The following is a 17,829-nucleotide window of genomic DNA, read 5'->3' as shown; positions in this document are numbered from 1 at the left end:
AGTGTGCGGCGGGACAGGTCATCCGCCGCACAGCTGATCTCACGGATCGCACCTTCGATCGAGCCGGTCACCTGTGCCACGGACTGCAACGACTGCCGCAGCGTGCCCACCGCATTATTGAAGTCGGCGCGGAGCGGATGGTAGGCCTTGGGAAGTTCGCCGCTGACCTCACACGTCAGGTCCTTGCTGGCCACACGGGCCATGGCCTTGCCAAAGCTCTCGCAGACGAGTCCCTGTTCCTTGGCGATGGCGGTGGTCTGACCGGCCAGCTTGGCCTTCTCCGCCTCGTCGATATAGACGGAGATGGCGAGATCCATGTCCAGCATCACGGCCTTCGACAGGCTGCCCAGCGCCTCCCCGAACTCGGCGGCGCTCATGCCGGAATCGGAGAATAGCCGCCTTTTAGGAAGTTTTTCCTTTACCGCCGCCTTGATGAGGTGGTCGAGGATGATGGCGTAACCACCCATGTACCAGCGGGGTTCGAGGCCGATGCGCGCATGCACCATGCCGATCCTGCGCACGCGGGCGGCATAGTCCTTATTGAAGTTACCATCGGAAATATTTCCCCAATGACCTTCCTGTGCTTGCTTTGCGTGATCAATATCTTTCTCGGATGAGAAAAATTTCCTCGTTTCTGGTGTTTTCCTTACCTGCTGATAGAATTTATCAAGCGCAACAGGCAGTTCCCGTCTGACCAGTTCCTTGAGCGAACGGAGTGCCGCGCAGTTCTGGGGGGTCATCTGCATGAATTCCAGACGCTCGCTCACAGCCTGGATTTCGGCTTTCACTCTGTCTGCTTCGGCTATTTTGCGTAGCGTATCGGGCATAGGGCACTCCGGAGAGATCTATTCGGGGATTGGCTTATCATATAATCGTGATATATGTTAATGCAACCTTTCAAATAACAGCTTTAGTCACGGTAATAAATAGTGACATAGAAAATTCATGAACGGGGCGGTTAATAATGCGCCTCAACTACGCGGGGGACAGCCCAAATACCAGCGGCCCATACCCAATACCATCACGCCCGCTGGCTTCCTCCAGCCCGCAGGCATTTCCTCGGCGCATACACAGAAACAATGACGCTTCATTAACAGCCTGATATGACATTTAGCGCGGCGATGGGCCACCCATACCAGTCGGGAAGTTAACGTGACATCGTGGTTCAGGTCACGTAGAGCAATCCGGAGCGCCTTTATCAGATGCGGAAGGCTTCAGCGTACGTCGGAAGCAGGATTGCCACGACCATTTCCATCATTGAACCCGGAATGAATATCAGCCGTTTTTCGAGGATTATGTGTTACACTCCCTTACATCCCGCATCGTCGCCGTTGGTTCCATAGTCAGTACCAGTCTGGTTTTCCTTTCGGGCCTGCTGCTGTCGGCGTCACACAACATGACGGCAAGTTTTGAGTGGAATTCCCGCAAGCAGAAAATTACCGAAGTCATGTCGGAAACGCTGTCGGACCTGCGGGAAGCCCAATCCGAGGAACGCGGCTACCTTCTGACCAAAGACGCCTCTTTTGCCGAAAATTTTGATGACCTGATCAACGCGATCAATTCCAAGGAAAAACTCCTTGAACAACTGCTGAAGGACAATCCGGTTCAGTACGAGCGGTCCGTCGCCCTGCAGGCGGCCGTATCGCAACGGGTCGTTACGCTAAAAAAACTGATCAGCCTGGCGCATCAGGGCCGTTTTGATGAAGCACGCACCGAGGTCCTGAGCGGCCGTGGCCGCATCGACATGGTCCTGCTGGTACAGAAGGTCAATGAAATACAGGAAACCGAGCATGAACTGCTGCTGGAGCGGCTCGCGACCCTGAAAACCCATGCCGCGTGGAACAAGCAGCTTGTTATTGGCGGCAGCATGATCATCATATTCCTGGTTGGCGGCCTTCTCCTGATTGTCACACTGGGTATCCGCAACCCCATGCGCATGATCCTGATGGCCATGTCGGATTTTGGGAACGGTGATCTCAAGGCCCGTGTAAACGGCCATATGGGCTGCACCGAATTCGACATGCTCGCGCATGGCTACAATACCATGGCGAACCGCCTGGAACATGCAGTGGAAGCCCAGGAAGCCAGTGACCGGAAACTGGTCGCAGCCAATGCAGAACTGACACATCACAGTAATGTACTGAAATTACGCGGCCAGTCCCTGGAATTACTGGGCGAGATGGCGCACCGCCTTCAGGCCGCGCGCACGGAGCAGGAACTCTCGACCATTGTCTGCGCGTTTGTTCCGCGCGTCATTCCCGGTATAAATGGCGCGCTTTATGCCCATAACAATTCACGCAACCTGCTGCTGCGCATTGCCCATTGGGGTAATGTGGCATGTGGGCACGACAGCCTTACGCCAGATTCCTGCTGGGCGCTGAGACTGGGCCAGAGCCATTCCGTTTCACACCAGGGCAGCGATATATTCTGCACTCATGTGGAAAAGGATGTAACTTCCTACCATTGCGAACCATTACTTGCAAATGGTGAGGTTGTTGGTCTTTTTTACCTTCAGGGCACTGTGGCGGAAGAAAACCGTTTCCTTCTGTCAGCGCTGATCGAAAATATCGCGGCAGCTCTGGTCAACCAGAAGCTACAGAAGGATCTGCGTGAGCAGACAATCCGTGATCCCCTTACCGGGCTGTACAACCGCCGGTACATGGAGGAGATGCTGGGCTTTGAAATCGCACGCTCCCGCCGGGAAGATACGACATTTGGCATTATTATTGGGGATATCGACCACTTCAAGAAAGTAAATGATGATTTCGGCCATGATGCGGGTGATGTTGTGCTGTGTAGTGCTGCAGCGGAAATACAGAGTGCATTCCGCAGTAATGACATCGTATGCCGGCTTGGCGGCGAAGAATTCCTGATTATCAGCGCCGTGGATTCACTTGATACACTTGTCATGCATACGGAAAGGCTGCGCACGGCCCTCGCATCCCTCGACCTGCATCATGATGGGAAGAAACTGCGCAAGATCACCATGTCTTTCGGTATTGCCCTGTGGCACAAAAATGCGTTTGCGAATGGCGCCGCCATTATCAAGGCTGCCGATGAGGCGCTGTACCGCGCCAAGAGTGAAGGACGTGACCGGATTGTTGTTGCTACATAGTGCAATACAGGAATCCCGTTTATATCGGATGGTCGTAGAACACGACGGAAGTCATTGAAAGAGACGGTTCTGACTACATCATGTTCTGGGTCTTCTGTCATAAACACACACATATATATATTTAAACATGGAAATGCTGAAGTTTCTGCCCTTCTAATCTACTCAAAAGGAAGCATCTTTCAGAACTCCAAAGGATTTACATAATCCCTGCCTGCAGATCATTTCGGCCCTGAATAGGCCGTTGATGGAGTGAAGGAAGGATACTGCCATTAAAAGTGCCGGGCGTTATCAGCGCCAATCTAAATGTCTGACCGAAAATGAGCTGAGTGATTTCAGCAGGTTATAATTCATGGGTTTGCGAGAACCTGATGAGATCAAGATGACCCGGACTGAAATCACCCGCGCGCAGTATCGCCGGGACGATCTGAAGTATGCACGCGACCTTCGCGATGCTGAGCGGCTGCTGATTGCCCGAGAGGAAACGACCGGGAGACCACGACGTAAGGATTTGCGCGGGGTCATGGAGACGATCCTCTATATCGTCACCATGGGTTCCCAGTGGCGACAATTACCTTGTCACTTTCCCGGCTTCACGACCCTGCAGGGCTATTTCTACCGTTGGGTCCACGAGGAACGATGGGAAGCCATGAACGATATTCTCGTGATCCTGTCGCGAGAACAGGACAAACGAGACGCTACGGTTGGCGTTATTGGTAGCCAGTCGATTACAACCGCTGAAGACGGTGGTCCACGCGGTTTTGACGCGGGCAAAAAGATCAGGGGCCACAAGCAGCATATCACGACCGACACGGTGGATCATATCATGGCAACTGTCGTGCATCCCGCCGACATTCAAGATCGTGACGGGGCGCCGCTGGTAGCGACCAGAAACGCTCATTGTTCCCCTAGCTTCGCCATCTGATCGGTGACGCCGGGTATGCTGGCGAGACGTTGCGTGGCGCGCTGGCTGAACTCGGCCGATGGACGATCGAAATCATCAGGCGCAGCGATCGGGCCGAAGGCTTTGTCGTCCTGCCGAAACGCTGGATCGTGAGACGCAGCTTTGCATGGCTCAGACGCTGCCGCCGCATCATGAAGGATGTCGAGGCAATAATCTCGTCATCCTGCGCGTGGTTGATGATTGCCCGTATCCGCAAGGTTCTGCGGAAAATCAATCAAAGCACTTTCTGATTCAGGCTCTAAGACAGCATGCCATCGGTGTTCGGAATGATCTGCTTCAGGTTAGACGAACCAGACAGATGCAGGCCTGAAGCAGATAGCATAACTCCAAAACCTTCAGTCATTTATGCCTTTCCAGCTTTTCGACCTCGGTATCCGAGGCAGCCACGCACTTTACGAAATCGTCAACCTTCCGGGAGTTGTCACACAACGAGACATATTTGATATTGCAATTCACTATCAGTTGCTAAATAAGCGGTCGGGAACGTCACAGTGTGAGCTTTGATAATGAGTCTTCGTGCGCTTTGCCTGAGCACCATCTGCGCCTCCAGCCTGCTGGTGGGTATTGGCTGTCCGGCGATTTCCCGCGCTGCAACAGGTGAGGTCAACCCGGTGCAGCAGAAGGAGGAGAAGAAACCCGCCTCCCCCGCCAAAGCGCAGCCGTCCCAGGCCTCGGCAAAGAACACGGGTGCAGCGGATGCAACCGAGGGCAAGCATGAGGACATTGTTGTCACTGCCGCGCGCAAAAACCGCATGTATGTAAGCAGTGGCGGTGATCTGGGCGCGCTGGGCAAGAAAAAGGGGCTGGACGTTCCCTTCAACATCCGCAGCTACAATTCCAGCCTGATCCTGAACCAGCAGTCACAGACACTGGGCGATGTCCTGCTGAACGACCCCACCGTCCGCACCACAATGGGGTATGGAAACTACGCCCAGCTTTTCCAGATTCGCGGTTTTACGCTGTATGGGGATGATGTGGCGATTGATGGTCTGTACGGTGTGACGCCTCGCCAGCTTGTCTCACCCCAGCTTTATGATTCCGTGCAGGTGCTTAACGGTGCCAGTGCGTTCCTGAATGGTGCGGCGCCCGGTGGTTCGGCCATTGGCGGTAATGTCAACCTGATCCCGAAACGGGCGGCGGCGACGGATATCACGCGCATTACCGGCGATTATACCAGTAGCGGACAGGGCGGTGGCGCTTTTGACATAAGCCGCCGGTTTGGCAAGGACCATGCCTTCGGTTTCCGTTTCAACGCCGCCGGTATGGACGGTGAAACGGCGATCAAGGGTGAACGGCATGATGACGTTGCACTTGGCGCGGCCTTTGACTGGCATAATGACGACACGCGCATCGACATGAACATGAATTACCAGAAACAGCAGGTTTTTGGTGGGCGCAGCGCCATCATCGTCTCGAGCCTGACAACCGACATGCCTGCGCCAAAAGCTACATCCCCTTCGGAAAACTGGGGGCAGCGCTGGGCCTATACCGATCTGAGCTACCTGTTCGGCACACTGAACATCGAACATGACTTTGGCAGCCATATTACAGCCTATGGCAAATTCGGTGCCCAGAGCGGTAACGAGATGGGTAATTACGCCACCACGACACTTACGAACTCCCGCACCGGTGACGGCACGGTCGGTGCCATGGCGGACGCTTACAATGTCATGAACGAGGCCACGCAGGGTGGCGTGCGCGCACATGTCACCACAGGCCCCATCAAGCATGAAATCAACGCGGGCGGGTCTGCGATCTGGGAGGAATCAGATTCCGCCTATGCCTATGATCCATCCTGGCCCGCACATCCGGGCAACATCTACCACCCCACGCAATTCACACCGTCCGAAACCGCTTTGGGCGGCAATATGAACAACCCTACCCGCGTGGCGTGGAACAAGCTGTACAGCCTATTCCTGTCGGATACGATGACCTTCTGGCATGACCGCATCGCACTGACAGGCGGGTTCCGTTATCAGGACATCCTGTCGGACTCCTTTGACTACAATACGACAAAACTGCTTACGCATTACGATGCGGCGGCGTTTTCGCCGGTCATTGGCCTTGTCATCCATCCAATTAAACATGCATCCCTGTATTTCAACCGTATTCAGGGGCTGTCCGCAGGGCAGACGGTCGGATCAACCTATATCAATGCCGGACAGGTTTTCGCTCCGTATCAGAGCACGCAGTACGAAGTCGGCGCAAAATATGACGTAGGCCGTTTCGCCGCGGGTGTCGCCTTTTTCCAGACCTCGATGCCGCAGGCGATGACCGAACCTTACGGCAATACCGGGCAGATGCTGTATACTCAGGATGGCCGACAGCGTAACCGCGGCATGGAACTTACATTCAATGGTGAGATCCTGCGCGGCCTGCGCTTTAACGGTGGCCTGACGCTGATTGACGCCAAGCAGATGAATACTGAGGGTGGCACGTATAATGGAAAGACCGTTATCGGTATTCCGAACTACACCATCAACGGCAACCTTGAATATGACGTACCCTTCGTCAAGGGACTGACGCTGGTCGGGCGTGTAATCAGCACGGGCAAGCAGCAGTTCAACAATGCCAATACGGCGCACCTGCCTGCATGGTCGCGTTTTGATCTGGGTGCGCGCTATACTTTCCTTGCGGCCAAGAAACCGCTTACGGCCCGCTTTGAAGTCGATAACATTGGTAACCAGCGCTATTGGGCGTCCGTTTACCAGAGCAACCTTGTCATGGGAGATCCTGAGACGTTTAAATTCTCAATTAGCGCCGATCTCTGAGAAGCTGCCTGAGAAATATTTCTCTAGTAAAAAAGTTTTCAGTAAAGGTTTTCCAAAAATTTTCAGATAACGCCGCTTTAAAAAAAAGGCGGCACCCAAAAACTTTTATTACCTTTTATAAATATTTATTTTTAGACAGCCTCTGATAGCCATGAAGGCAGACAACTGCCTTGCCATGCGGTTGTTGATTGTCTCTTGGCACGATGGTCATAGTCGGTCATCGCCAAAGACAAGACATAGTGATGCTGAATTGCAAACAGTCAGCCACCATGTGGAAACACGGTATTTCCCGCATGGCAGTACCGGGTCAGACCGTATGGCTCCTTCCCCCCGAAGCATGCGCACTGTGCCGCGAATATTATCAAGCTCAACACCAGCATTCAAAATAGTTGTCATCATATTCATGCAACCGCATTGGCCGCCCTAACTGGCCACTCGCGCAGAACTTTGCGGGGCGCTTTGGGGCAAATGGCTTTCCCCAAAGCATGCCCAGCCTTGATGCCGCTTCCTACGGCGCATTACCTGTAACGCGCCAGACAGCACCGCCAACGTCATCAGCAACCAACAAGGCTCCGGAATGGTCAAGTGTCAGACCCACCGGGCGACCATGCATATGTTCCTCGTCAGGTGTGAGGAAACCCGTCAGCACATCAACCGGCGTTCCAGATGGCTGCCCATTGGCAAAGGGCACATAAACAACCTTGTACCCGCTTTTGGGGCGACGATTCCATGATCCATGCTGTGCAATAAACAGGCCATGACGCCATGTATCCGGAAGTTCGGTCGCATCATGGGAAAATACCATGCCCAGCGAGGCCGTATGTGGCCCAAGTGCATAATCCGGCACAACGGCCCGTGCCACAAGGTCCGGGCGCTGCGGTGAAACGCGCGTATCAACATGCTGGCCGTAATAGCTGTAGGGCCAGCCGTAGAACGCACCTTCCTTTACTGATGTAATGTAATCAGGGACAAGATCACTACCGATTTCATCACGCTCGTTAACGACAACCCAGAGCGCGCCACTCTCCGGTTCAAAGGCCAGGCCATTGGGGTTGCGCATCCCCGTCGCATACGGTGTCAGTTGTCCCGTGGATAGGTCGAGCCTGTCGATCCGCGCCCGCCCCTCCTCCACCTGCATCCCATTATCGGCAACATTACTGTTGGACCCGATTGTCACATACAGAAAACGTCCATCCGGGCTAGCAAGCAGGTTTTTCGTCCAGTGATGGTTATAACCAGCAGGCAGGTCCGTGACCTTGGTACCCGGCGCATCAATCCGCGTGTCACCGTCATGATAGGGAAAACGGAAAATTGCGTTGGCATTGGCGACGTACAGGTCATTGCCAATCAACGCCATGCCGAAGGGTGAATAAAGATGATCGAGGAACACCGTCCGGGTATCTGCTACCCCGTTTCCCGTTGTGTCGCGCAGCAGGATAATCCGGTTCGGGCTGGCCTCCCCTGCCCCCATCTTTCCCATCACCAGACCCGCAATACGATTTTTTACAGTTAAAATATCCGTTTTGGGTGAATTACTTTCAGCGACCAGAATATCCCCATTGGGCAACCGGTAGAGCCAGCGCGGATGGTCGAGATCATGCGCGTAGGCCGCAACCGAAAGTCCCGCCGCAGGTACGGGCTTCTGCCCGGCCGACCACCCCACAGGTGTTGCAATGTTAATGGTCGGGAACAGGGTATGGTTTGGCTGCGGGAGGGCGGGATGCGGCCCGGTTCCAGCCGTAACGGGAAGCGAGGCGGATTCGGGCCGTGCCACAAGTTTCCATGTGGCGGCGCCGAGCACGGCAAGACCGATCACTCCGATACTGCCCCAACGTATCCATAGTTTCATCACGTTCTCCCGCTTCCATATTACCGTCAGGGTTCCACTCTCGGTTTTACGCTTTTACGCGCCCCCATGGCAGGATAAAGCCTGGAACACCCGAAAGATGCACATGCGCCCCTATCCATGGCCCGTATGTGAATGTCTGCCGTTAGCAGATATGGTTTTGTTCAATGAAACCGGAATGATGTGGAACCGCCTCTAAAGGGTGTTATGTAATTTCGTGTCTGATTGGTGCAGTAATGAATTATGGTGCCTGCACGCAAACCGTATCCTTCTGATGTATCAGATGAAGAATGGTCCTGGTTGTCCTGCATCTGGCCCTGATGCGCGAGGGTGCGGAATAACGACATCACGCATTGCGCGAACTGTTCAATGGATTGCGTTACGTGATCCGCTACGGAATTTCCTGGCGCGCCATGCCGAATGACCTTCCGCCGTGGTCGGCAGCCTACCAGCAACCCCGTCACTGGATGGAGGCAGGTTGTTTTGACGCGTTGGTGTCTGACTGCGTGCTATGCTGCGTATCGCTTCTGGTCGTAGGGCGGAGCCAACGGCAGCCATTCTCGACAGCCGGACATAACCTTCGACGCCGGAAAGCGGTTCCTGCGCCGGATATGATGGGGTCAGGCTCAAAAAAGGATCAAGGCTGCACATGGCCAGTGGGCACACTGAGGCTCCTGCTGACCCTGCATGTCACACCGGCCAGCCGAGATGATCACGCCGAGACATTATATAATTATTTCAAATTATAATATTTAATTTTTTATATGTTTACTTGTATGAGTGCATGTGCGCCGCCTTCCTTATTGTCAGTATGAACTTTCATTCAGTACCTTAAGATAAGTTTTTTACACGTGTACGGTAGATGACTGCTTCAGGATATCAGAAAGCGATGCGCTATCATCTATACCATTTATACTGTTCGTGTCGTTCTCTTTTTGTGTCTGGTCATTGCTATCTGATGACGTTATTTTGCCTTTTGAATCGGAAGAGCCGAATAGTTCATCCACGATTTCCTGGTCTAACTTTGCTCGCGCATCTTCAAAAGTAATCGAACCCTTCTTTGTATCCTCGGTCGAGGTATCTATAAACCATCCGGTATCCCCTCCCACAACATGAGGGTTCGTCGGCGTCGGGGTCTTCCCGCCAGAAAAAGCACTCAGTGGATCATATAGTCCACCGAACTCCTGGGTACCTGCCTGTGCTACCGCTCCCTGCTGATACGAGAAGGAATAGCTTGTCGTCGTGCTTCCATCGGCCGCTTGCGTCGTCGTTTCCTGAAGATTGATAGACAAACTATCCACGCCATAGGCGACACCGGCACTGGCATCATAAAAAACATCGGATATTGCTTTCTGATAGTCAGAAGCATTTTCTGGTATGTCATACATAGGCGTATTCAGGAATGTACTCATCAGAGAGCTATTTTTTATATCGTCAACGAATTTTCCTTCGAGCATTTCAAATTTATACCCATATGAAGAGACATCATATTGAGCTGGTCCAATCGTTTGGATGTTCGACAACGATGACAGGGTGTAAGCTGCGCCAAAGGCTGCAATTTTTTCTTCATCGCTGGATGACGCACTATTAATGACAGTCGCGGCTGCGGTATAGATTGCCGAAACGGCATCAAGACCGCCGTCATCGTGTCCAGAGTCCATATTGACAGCCTGCTGGGCTTCTTGCGAAAGCACGACCGTATCGCCATCGTCGCTGGCGGCAATCGTGCTTATTGACGACGATTCCGCGTCGCTGGATGCGGTCGGGGTATCGTAAGCCGTGGGATCAGCCAGGAGCCTCGACCATGCTCCAGACCATGAAATATTACTCGTAATCGTTGTCATTGTAAGCTTCCTGCGGTCCTGCCCGAACGTATTTTTTGATTCTCTTTCGAAAAGTATATGCTCAGACGATTAGTAAAATCTTAAATCTCATGGTGTACTGCGCTATAGAATGCGAAAAACATTTATACGATGCGCGGATATATTGGTATCATGAGACGTTACTGCCCCATTGCGCCGCCAGAGTCTGTTAGGTCTTGAATGACAGAACGGACTGCATCGCTGTTTACGGTAAGCATGATGCAGTCTGTCTTTTTTGATCAGACCTGGTCTGCCCGGGAGCCGCTGATTGAAGAAGTCCGTTTGAAGGGCAAGCCCCCCCGAGGAACCTTCGGCGGACAATATCCGCAATTTTCTGGTGCCATCATAGCAGCGCGAAGTGGCGTGCTGTCGCAACCCGATATGAGAAGACAGCCGCATCCTTCCTTTCCGCCATCCCCATCTCTGCTACAGCAGCCCGTATCAAGACCTAACAGACCTGGAACCGTTACAAGTCCATTATTACGTTTGTATGTTTCATGCTCACAAACGCTGCTATACGCACTCACGGTACATAACGCCCTCTAGATACCCAGTGCTGTTTTAAGATCAACCGCATTGGTAAGCAGCGCCACATATGTCCTGGCAAGGTTTGCTTCGCCTTCACTTTCAGAAAGGAAGTCAGTCAATAATTCCTCCTGTGACATGTCGCCCTGCTGATAGCGTTTCTGAAGCACTGCATTACGCGTTTTCTCAATATTAAGTATAGAGAGCTGCTTTTGATATTGTGATCTTAAAAATCTTTCGTGCGACAAGAGGTTTTCAATCTCAACCCATGCATTCAAAACGACGCTTTGATAAAATATACCTGCGCTCCTCTGTTCGGAATGGCGGAGAGCAAGCTGACTGGACAGACGACCACCATTAAAGATCGGGAGCGTGAGCGTAGGGCCAAAGGATGTGTTGCGTGCATTCCACCCCAGTTCGGCCACTGTCAGGGCATCGAGACTGATCTGCCCCGTCAGGGTAACCTGCGGATAGAAATCGGCCTGTGCCATGCCAATCGTTGCTGTGGCCGCGTGAAGCCGCGCTTCCGCCGCCCGGATATCCGGACGTTTCCGGGCCATATCGGAAGGGATGTCAACCGCGACTTCTGGAACTGTCACAGCCAGAAGGTCTGCGGGCTTTGCCAGTTCAGACATTTCCGCATCCGGTCGCCCTGCCGCCAGCACGGCCAGTGCCCGATGTAACGAAGCCTGCTGCAGGGCAAGTTCATCTTTTGCACCAAGTGCGGCCTGACAGAAGCTTTGCTGTTTCTCCAGATCAACCCCCGCAAGGAGGCCGCGCGCATGGACGGCCCTGGCTATGGCCAGAAGCTTCGTGGCCCGTTCCAGCGTTTTTTCGGCGCTGTTCAGGCGGTCAGAAACCCACAGCCATTGAAAATAGGTTCGTGCAATTTCTGCCTGTATTGAAAGATGCATGGCGTCTACATCGGCCTGTACGGCAGACAACTCCGCCTTTGCTGCCTCCCGTAGCCGACGCTGCCGCCCCCAGATATCCAGTTCCCATGAGGCCACCGCGCCAATACTGTAATTTGTATAGGAGACGCCCTCCGGCTCCTGCCTTACCGCCCCTGAAGAAAGGCCCAGAAGCGGTTGCAGAACCTGCCCCACCCCTGCTGTGGCAAGACGTTCATGCGTATAGGACGCCTGCCCGTTCAGTGACGGAAGACTTTCAGCCGATGCAGCACCACGCTGTATCCGGGCGGCTGTAACCCGTTCACGCGCCAGCGCCATATCCAGATTTCCGGTTTCGGCACGGAGCATGAGTTGATCGAGCACGGGATCATTGAACATACGCCACCAAGGCAGGGGCGACGGCCGGGAATGCACCACAGCCCCCGCATTCTGCCACTGCTCCGGCAGCACCGGCTTCGGCCGCACGAAATCCGGCCCCATACTGCAACCGGCCATCGCAAGCAGCACTGGAAACAGGATCATGCGTAGCCTGTAATGGAAAGAGCGCTTCTCAGGCATGGGCGGATGCTTCCGCGGTGGCAGCCGTACGGTCGAACAGGACAGCGTAAAATGCGGGGACGGCAATCAATGTCAGCGCTGTTCCACCAACAAGCCCGCCAATCATGACAATGGCCATTGGCCCCCAGAACACATTGAAGCTCAGGGGAATAAAAGCCAGAATTGCCGCCACCGCCGTCAGGCAGACAGGGCGCGCGCGGGTCAGGGTCGCATCAATGATGGCCGCATGCAGCGATGTGCCACCCTGGTGACTGGACTGGATCTGATCGACCAGCAGGATCGTGTTGCGCATGATCATGCCCGCCAGGGCAATAAGCCCCAGCAGGGCCACAAAGCCAAACGGCGCCCCTGTCACCAGCAGGCCCGACACCATCCCGATCAGGCCCAGTGGAGCCGAAAACAGCACAAGCAGGGAGCGGCTGAAGCTTTGCAACTGAATCATCAGCGCCAGCAGCATCAGCCCCCCGGTCAGCGGGAGGAAAGCAAAGATCGCACTATCCGCTGTTGAGGAAAGCTCCACGTCTCCCCCCGTCTCAATCCTGTATCCTGCCGGCAGCCCCTTGCGCAGGGTCTCGATTGCTGACGTTGCGCGCTGTACCACAGTCGCGGGCTGGATGTCCGTTGCAACACCTGACTGAACGGTCATGCAGAGTTCGCCATTTCTCTGCCACAGGATCGGGAAGTCGGTTGTCATCCGTATGGCGCCAAGCTGACCAAGCGGCACGACAGCGGTTCCCGTTACAATGGGGAGGTTCGTCCACAGCCCGGGATCAGAGCGCATGGGGCGTGCAGCGCGCACCATGACCGGGATATGATGGTGACCATCGGGAATGTCACCTGCGACCTCTCCGGAAATGGCGGCCTGAAGCTGGGCAGCGACGCTGACGCGATCTGTCTGGAAATACGCCAGTTTATCCGGATCTGCCTCAAGGGTCAGGCTGGGTGTCCGGTTCCCCCAGTCCGCCTGCACCGAGACCGCACCTTCCGTACCGCGCAGGATTTCATCCACGTTGCGTGCAATCGCCCGCAGGGTGTCCGGGTCTGGCCCTATGATGCGGTACTGTACGGGAAAGTCGGCAGTGGGCCCTAGGGACAGACGCTGCACATGCAGGTGCACGCCTGCAGGCATAGATATTGCCTCAACCTGTTGGATAAGCTGTTCGCGCGCATCAAGGTCCTGTGCCACCAGCAAAAGTGTCGCGTGGGCGGCACTGGGTGTGGCAGGGGCATACGGAAGGTAAAAGCGCGGCGCACCATCGCCAATATGGGCTTCCATGTGGCGCAGCGACGGGCTTCCTGCCAGATGCTTTTCCACAATGCCGACTGCCGCATCGGTTTCCCCAATGGCCGTTCCCGGTGGCATGGCAACATCGACGATTACTTCCGGGCGATCTGACTGCGGGAAAAACTGCTGGTCAACAAACATAAAACCGCCGCACGCCACTATCAGCAGCATGATTGTGCCGCCCGCTACGTTTTTTTTGTATCGCAGGCTGGTACCCAGCAGGTGGCGCAGCATGATCGCCAGTCGGGACTCACGTGATGCCTGTGAAGGCTGTTTCGCTTCAGGCAGGAGATGAACGCCCAGAAACGGGATGAAAACGACCGCCACAACCCAACTGAACAGCAGCGCTGCGGCACTGACCCAGAAAATTTCACCCGCGTATTCACCCGTTGTCGACTGCGCCAGGCCAACCGGCAGGAAGCTCACAACCGTCAGCACCGTGCCTGTCAGCATTGGAAAAGCGGTGTGGCTCCACGCGAAAGAGGCCGCCTCTTCGCGGCTGCGCCCCTGTTCAAGCTGCACGATCATGGCTTCGATACTGATGATGGCATCATCCACCAGCAGCCCGAGGGAGAGAATGAGGGCGCCAAGCGAAATACGGTCCAGCCCGATATGTTCCATGCCCATGTACAGGCTGACCCCGGCAAGCGTCAGCGGCACGGAGCAGGCCACAATAATCCCGGCTTTCAGGCCCAGGCTGACAAAAGCAACCAGAAGAACAACACTCAGCGCCACGACGAACTTGATCAGGAATGTATCCACGGCCTCCCGGATGACCCGGCTCTGGTCTTCCACCTGCGTCAGCGTCATGCCCGCGGGCAGCACTGCAGCCGCCGCCGCCTTCTCAAGCGCCCTGCCCAGCGCAAGCCCGTCCGCGCCATCAGCCATTGCGACAGCAATGACAACGGCTGGCCTGCCACCGTAACGGATCAGCGAAGGTGCCGGATCTGCATAGTCACGGCTTACCCGGGCAATATCCTTGACACGCATGGTGCCGGAATGGCCAGCCAGTGGCGTATCTTCAACGGAACGGACGCCACCCAGGGCTCCGGACACATTCAGGGGAACAACCGTTGTAAAATCCACCGAACCGCCAGAAGCCAGAGCCGATCGGCCCTGAAGCGACCTTGCAACCTGATCGAGACTTATTCCCCTTGCGGCAGCCTGCTGCGGATCAAGATCAACGGTAACCTGCTGGGGGATTTCGCCACTGATCTGGACCTTCCCCACACCATGAACAGCCTGGAAAATCTTCTTCAGGTATTCGGATGTCTTGATGAGGTCTGCATTTTCTCCCCCGGTCAGGGCAAACACATAACCATAGACATCCGCATAATCATCATTGGCGGCGAGTGCCACACCAGACGGCAGGTTCGGAGAAAGGTCGGATAACCTGTTGCGGACCTGCTGCCAGATAACCGGAACGCGTTCCTTTCTTTCATCATCACGCAGGAATATCTGCGTCACGCATGCTGCCGGAACGCAATATGTGCTGAGAACATCTATGGCTTCAATATCACGCAGGCCCTGTTCAAGCGGTTCGGCAACCTGCCTTTGCATCTGCTGCGCGCCTGCGCCCGGCCATTGTGCGGAAACAATCATGTTCTTGAGTGTGAACGCGGGGTCCTCAGCCCGGCCAAGGTGAAAAAAACCGTATCCACCGGCAAGGAAAAGACAGGCCATCATGAAGCTGACAAGTGCCGGATGACCGACAGCCCAGCGTGAAACGTTGAAACGATCCATCATCAGTGTTCACCTGTCGGCCCGGCAACAAGAACAGCCTGTCCCTGCTGGAACGAGGCGTCAGTATTGGTGACAATCCATTCACCCTCCGTCAGGCCCTCAACTAACGCATCTGCCCCTCTCAGCCCGACAATCCGGACGCGCCGCAGAACAAGATGCGGCGCCTCCCCATCCGTCAGCCCCCACAGATGGGCATATGTCTGGCCTGCTGAATCCACGGCAGTAAGCGGCACGCGCACGACATGGGGCATATCGTGCGCAGCAAGGACAACAGTGACAAGGCTGTTGACTGCCACGGGAAGCGGATGATCAAGCCTGAGCTTCACGTCCTCCATCTGGCTGGTGGGGTCAACCGCGCCAATTTCACTGATGGCGGCCCGAACAGGCTGGCCATCCTGTCGGGCAGGCAGGCCAACATCCGCCCGGTCACCAACAGCCCAGGATGAGGAGGATGGAACCTTGAAATGGACTTCAGGCACCCCTGCAGACAGCCGTATGATTTCGCTCCCGGCGCCAACCAGACTACCCGGAATACCCGTAACGCTCATGACCCAGCCATCTTCAGGCGCCCGGATTCTGCTTTCAGCCACCTGAATCCGGGCCTGCGTCAGGGCTGCAAGGGCTGATCTGTATTTTCCCTGTGCGAGGTGCCACGAATAGGCACGTTCTTCGACTGCTCCGGAGGACAGTCCCCCTATGGTGTCCAGTCCCCGGCTTCTTTTATATGTTGCGGCAGCCTGATTCATTTCGGCGCGGGCGGCATCAACCGCACCCTGCGCCTGGGCTTCCACTTCGAGCAGAAACCTGTCTTCAAATGTAGCCAGAACATCGCCCTGATGAACATATTGACCGCTGGCAACCGATACTGATGTCAGGCGTCCGGCCTGTGTCGGGGCGAGAGGAATACTTCTTTCTGCCCCGTATATGCCAATAAAGACACTCTTCTGTGGTGATGCGTCATGCACCCTGAGGGTCTGTACGACGGGAAGGTATGTGTGTTTCACTGGGGGAGATGCTGGCTTGCACCCTAAAAGGCATGATGCTGCAAACAGGGGCAGCACCCTTGTCAGGATGTCTGGGCGCGTTCGACAGGACATGTTGATTTCCGAAAAAATACAGGCTTTTTTCTTCACGGCAGTGCCGCGATAACCGAAATTCCCAACAGGACAAGAATGATTACAGTGGCCTGTTGCCCATCAAACTGGTTCCGGAAGTAGAACCAGCCAGCAAAAAAGATGAAGAACGAAATATAGCCTGCTATCATGACAACCATTGGCGGAATTCTGGTAAAGCCCAGAACCTGTTTCTGTGCCGCAGTTGCCATGGCACCTGGGACAACCGTTCCTGACAAAGATAAAGCCCCTGCATTTCAGCCGGCTTTATCAGGGGCCTGCGTTAACTGCACCATCAGGTTATGCAGGCTGTCGCGCATATTCTGGTCCAGAATGTCAGCCTCCAGAATGTCCCACAGGGAAAGACCATCAGCAGCCATACAGGCGAGCAGAAGGGCCGGCGTCATATTCTCGAACAGACCGATGGAGCGGATAACGCTCCAGTAATGCTGGAGCCATTCCTGGCTGAGTTGTGGATCAATCAGCATGGCAGCAAGCAGATGACGAATGATGACCGGCGTCTCTTTTGCCCCATCATGATTAAACCCGATATACGCCCGCGCGGACCTGCCAAACGCAACAGGATCATCTTGCATGGAGGCAAGCATCTCATGCCTGAACAGGTCCATTTCGCGCATGAAAAGCCCGTCCAGCAGGGCTTTCTTGTTTGGGAAATGGTGCAGCAGGCCGCCTTTGCTGACGTTTGCCTCCCTGGCCACCAATTCCAGCGTAAACGCCTGAATACCGTTCGTGACCAGTATCCGGCCTGCTGCGTTGAGCAGGTCGTTTTTTACGACTTCGGGTTTGTTGGTGCGTTTTGGTTTTCTGGTCATGCCCCATTAAATACCGTCCAGACGGTATGTTTTCAAGAAAAAAATAGGAGGCTGGCATAGGCAACCTGCGGGAGAGCAGGATATCTGTGTTGTAATTGACCCCAGTGACCTCTGCAGCGCGGTATGCGGGTACGCCCGCAATGAAGGGCTTCAGAAGCGGTTTGGGCACAGCAGTCGGCAGCGACGACACACTTTCATATTATATATCAATACTTTATTGGTAACCGGCCGCTTAAGGCCGCCGTTGATCATGCGGCCTTTTTGTGAAGATCAGTCATGGGGTGCCAGTTCCATGGCAACAGTTCGT

General features: G+C 54.7%; 11 protein-coding genes and 1 pseudogene. 4 read left to right on the top strand and 8 right to left on the bottom strand.

The window, feature by feature from the left end; translation table 11 throughout:
* A partial coding sequence (locus DY926_RS12035; RefSeq protein WP_241503188.1) for a protoglobin domain-containing protein occupies positions 1–827 on the bottom strand: 827 nt, incomplete at its 3' end.
* 569 nt (positions 828–1,396) lie between these two features.
* On the opposite strand from DY926_RS12035, the gene DY926_RS12030 reads away from it, so the two are divergent.
* The 3 genes and pseudogenes from DY926_RS12030 (at position 1,397) to DY926_RS12020 (ending at position 6,847) form a co-directional block, all read left to right on the top strand.
* On the top strand, positions 1,397–3,115 hold the full coding sequence (locus tag DY926_RS12030) for a diguanylate cyclase (RefSeq protein WP_148707774.1): 1,719 nt from the start codon (positions 1,397–1,399) through the stop codon (positions 3,113–3,115).
* A 379-nt stretch (positions 3,116–3,494) separates the two neighbouring features.
* A pseudogene (locus DY926_RS12025) lies at positions 3,495–4,306 on the top strand (IS5 family transposase).
* Between the two features lie 276 nt (positions 4,307–4,582).
* On the top strand, positions 4,583–6,847 hold the full coding sequence (locus tag DY926_RS12020; protein WP_116703594.1) for a TonB-dependent receptor: 2,265 nt from the start codon (positions 4,583–4,585) through the stop codon (positions 6,845–6,847).
* A gap of 508 nt (positions 6,848–7,355) precedes the next feature.
* Here the strand turns inward: DY926_RS12020 and DY926_RS12015 are convergent.
* The gene (locus tag DY926_RS12015; RefSeq protein ID WP_116703593.1) at positions 7,356–8,696 is read right to left on the bottom strand and encodes a PQQ-dependent sugar dehydrogenase; all 1,341 of its coding nucleotides are present in this window, start codon (positions 8,694–8,696) and stop codon (positions 7,356–7,358) included.
* A 380-nt stretch (positions 8,697–9,076) separates the two neighbouring features.
* Between DY926_RS12015 and DY926_RS12010 the strand changes: the two genes are divergently transcribed.
* Positions 9,077–9,442, top strand: coding sequence for a transposase (locus DY926_RS12010; RefSeq protein WP_241503190.1), 366 nt, complete (start codon positions 9,077–9,079; stop codon positions 9,440–9,442).
* 96 nt (positions 9,443–9,538) lie between these two features.
* Here the strand turns inward: DY926_RS12010 and DY926_RS12005 are convergent, their stop codons facing one another.
* From DY926_RS12005 to DY926_RS11980, 6 genes are all read right to left on the bottom strand, one after another.
* Complete coding sequence (locus tag DY926_RS12005) at positions 9,539–10,537, bottom strand: hypothetical protein (protein ID WP_116703592.1); 999 nt, start codon at positions 10,535–10,537, stop codon at positions 9,539–9,541.
* 560 nt (positions 10,538–11,097) lie between these two features.
* A complete protein-coding gene (locus tag DY926_RS12000; protein WP_116703591.1) occupies positions 11,098–12,549 on the bottom strand; it encodes an efflux transporter outer membrane subunit in 1,452 nt (483 codons plus the stop codon).
* Positions 12,542–15,580, bottom strand: a complete 3,039-nt coding sequence (locus tag DY926_RS11995; RefSeq protein WP_116703590.1) for an efflux RND transporter permease subunit — start codon at positions 15,578–15,580, stop codon at positions 12,542–12,544. The genes DY926_RS12000 and DY926_RS11995 overlap by 8 nt, the downstream gene beginning before the upstream one ends.
* The gene (locus DY926_RS11990; protein WP_241503189.1) at positions 15,580–16,542 is read right to left on the bottom strand and encodes an efflux RND transporter periplasmic adaptor subunit; all 963 of its coding nucleotides are present in this window, start codon (positions 16,540–16,542) and stop codon (positions 15,580–15,582) included. Before DY926_RS11990 ends, DY926_RS11995 begins: the two co-directional genes overlap by 1 nt.
* Before the next feature lie 164 nt (positions 16,543–16,706).
* Entirely contained in the window at positions 16,707–16,901 is a 195-nt protein-coding gene (locus DY926_RS11985) for a hypothetical protein (RefSeq protein ID WP_116703588.1), read from the bottom strand.
* Between the two features lie 45 nt (positions 16,902–16,946).
* A complete protein-coding gene (locus tag DY926_RS11980) occupies positions 16,947–17,522 on the bottom strand; it encodes a TetR/AcrR family transcriptional regulator (RefSeq protein ID WP_116703587.1) in 576 nt (191 codons plus the stop codon).
* Positions 17,523–17,829: the final 307 nt, after the last annotated feature.

It is taken from the genome of Komagataeibacter melaceti (assembly GCF_003403295.1).
In the GTDB taxonomy this organism is placed as follows: Bacteria; Pseudomonadota; Alphaproteobacteria; order Acetobacterales; family Acetobacteraceae; genus Komagataeibacter; species Komagataeibacter melaceti.
The sequence above is the reverse complement of the archived record's forward strand: the minus strand, read 5'-3'. Positions and strand labels throughout refer to the sequence as shown.

Bases quoted from the DNA above. Each gene is read 5' to 3' on its own strand.
- DY926_RS12030 (WP_148707774.1), top strand. From the start codon at position 1,397: ATGACGGCAAGTTTTGAGTGGAATTCCCGCAAGCAGAAAATTACCGAA.
- DY926_RS11995 (WP_116703590.1), bottom strand. From the start codon at position 15,580: ATGATGGATCGTTTCAACGTTTCACGCTGGGCTGTCGGTCATCCGGCA.
- DY926_RS11980 (WP_116703587.1), bottom strand. From the start codon at position 17,522: ATGACCAGAAAACCAAAACGCACCAACAAACCCGAAGTCGTAAAAAAC.
- DY926_RS12000 (WP_116703591.1), bottom strand. From the start codon at position 12,549: ATGCCTGAGAAGCGCTCTTTCCATTACAGGCTACGCATGATCCTGTTT.
- DY926_RS12005 (WP_116703592.1), bottom strand. From the start codon at position 10,537: ATGACAACGATTACGAGTAATATTTCATGGTCTGGAGCATGGTCGAGG.
- DY926_RS11985 (WP_116703588.1), bottom strand. From the start codon at position 16,901: ATGGCAACTGCGGCACAGAAACAGGTTCTGGGCTTTACCAGAATTCCG.
- DY926_RS12015 (WP_116703593.1), bottom strand. From the start codon at position 8,696: ATGAAACTATGGATACGTTGGGGCAGTATCGGAGTGATCGGTCTTGCC.
- DY926_RS12020 (WP_116703594.1), top strand. From the start codon at position 4,583: ATGAGTCTTCGTGCGCTTTGCCTGAGCACCATCTGCGCCTCCAGCCTG.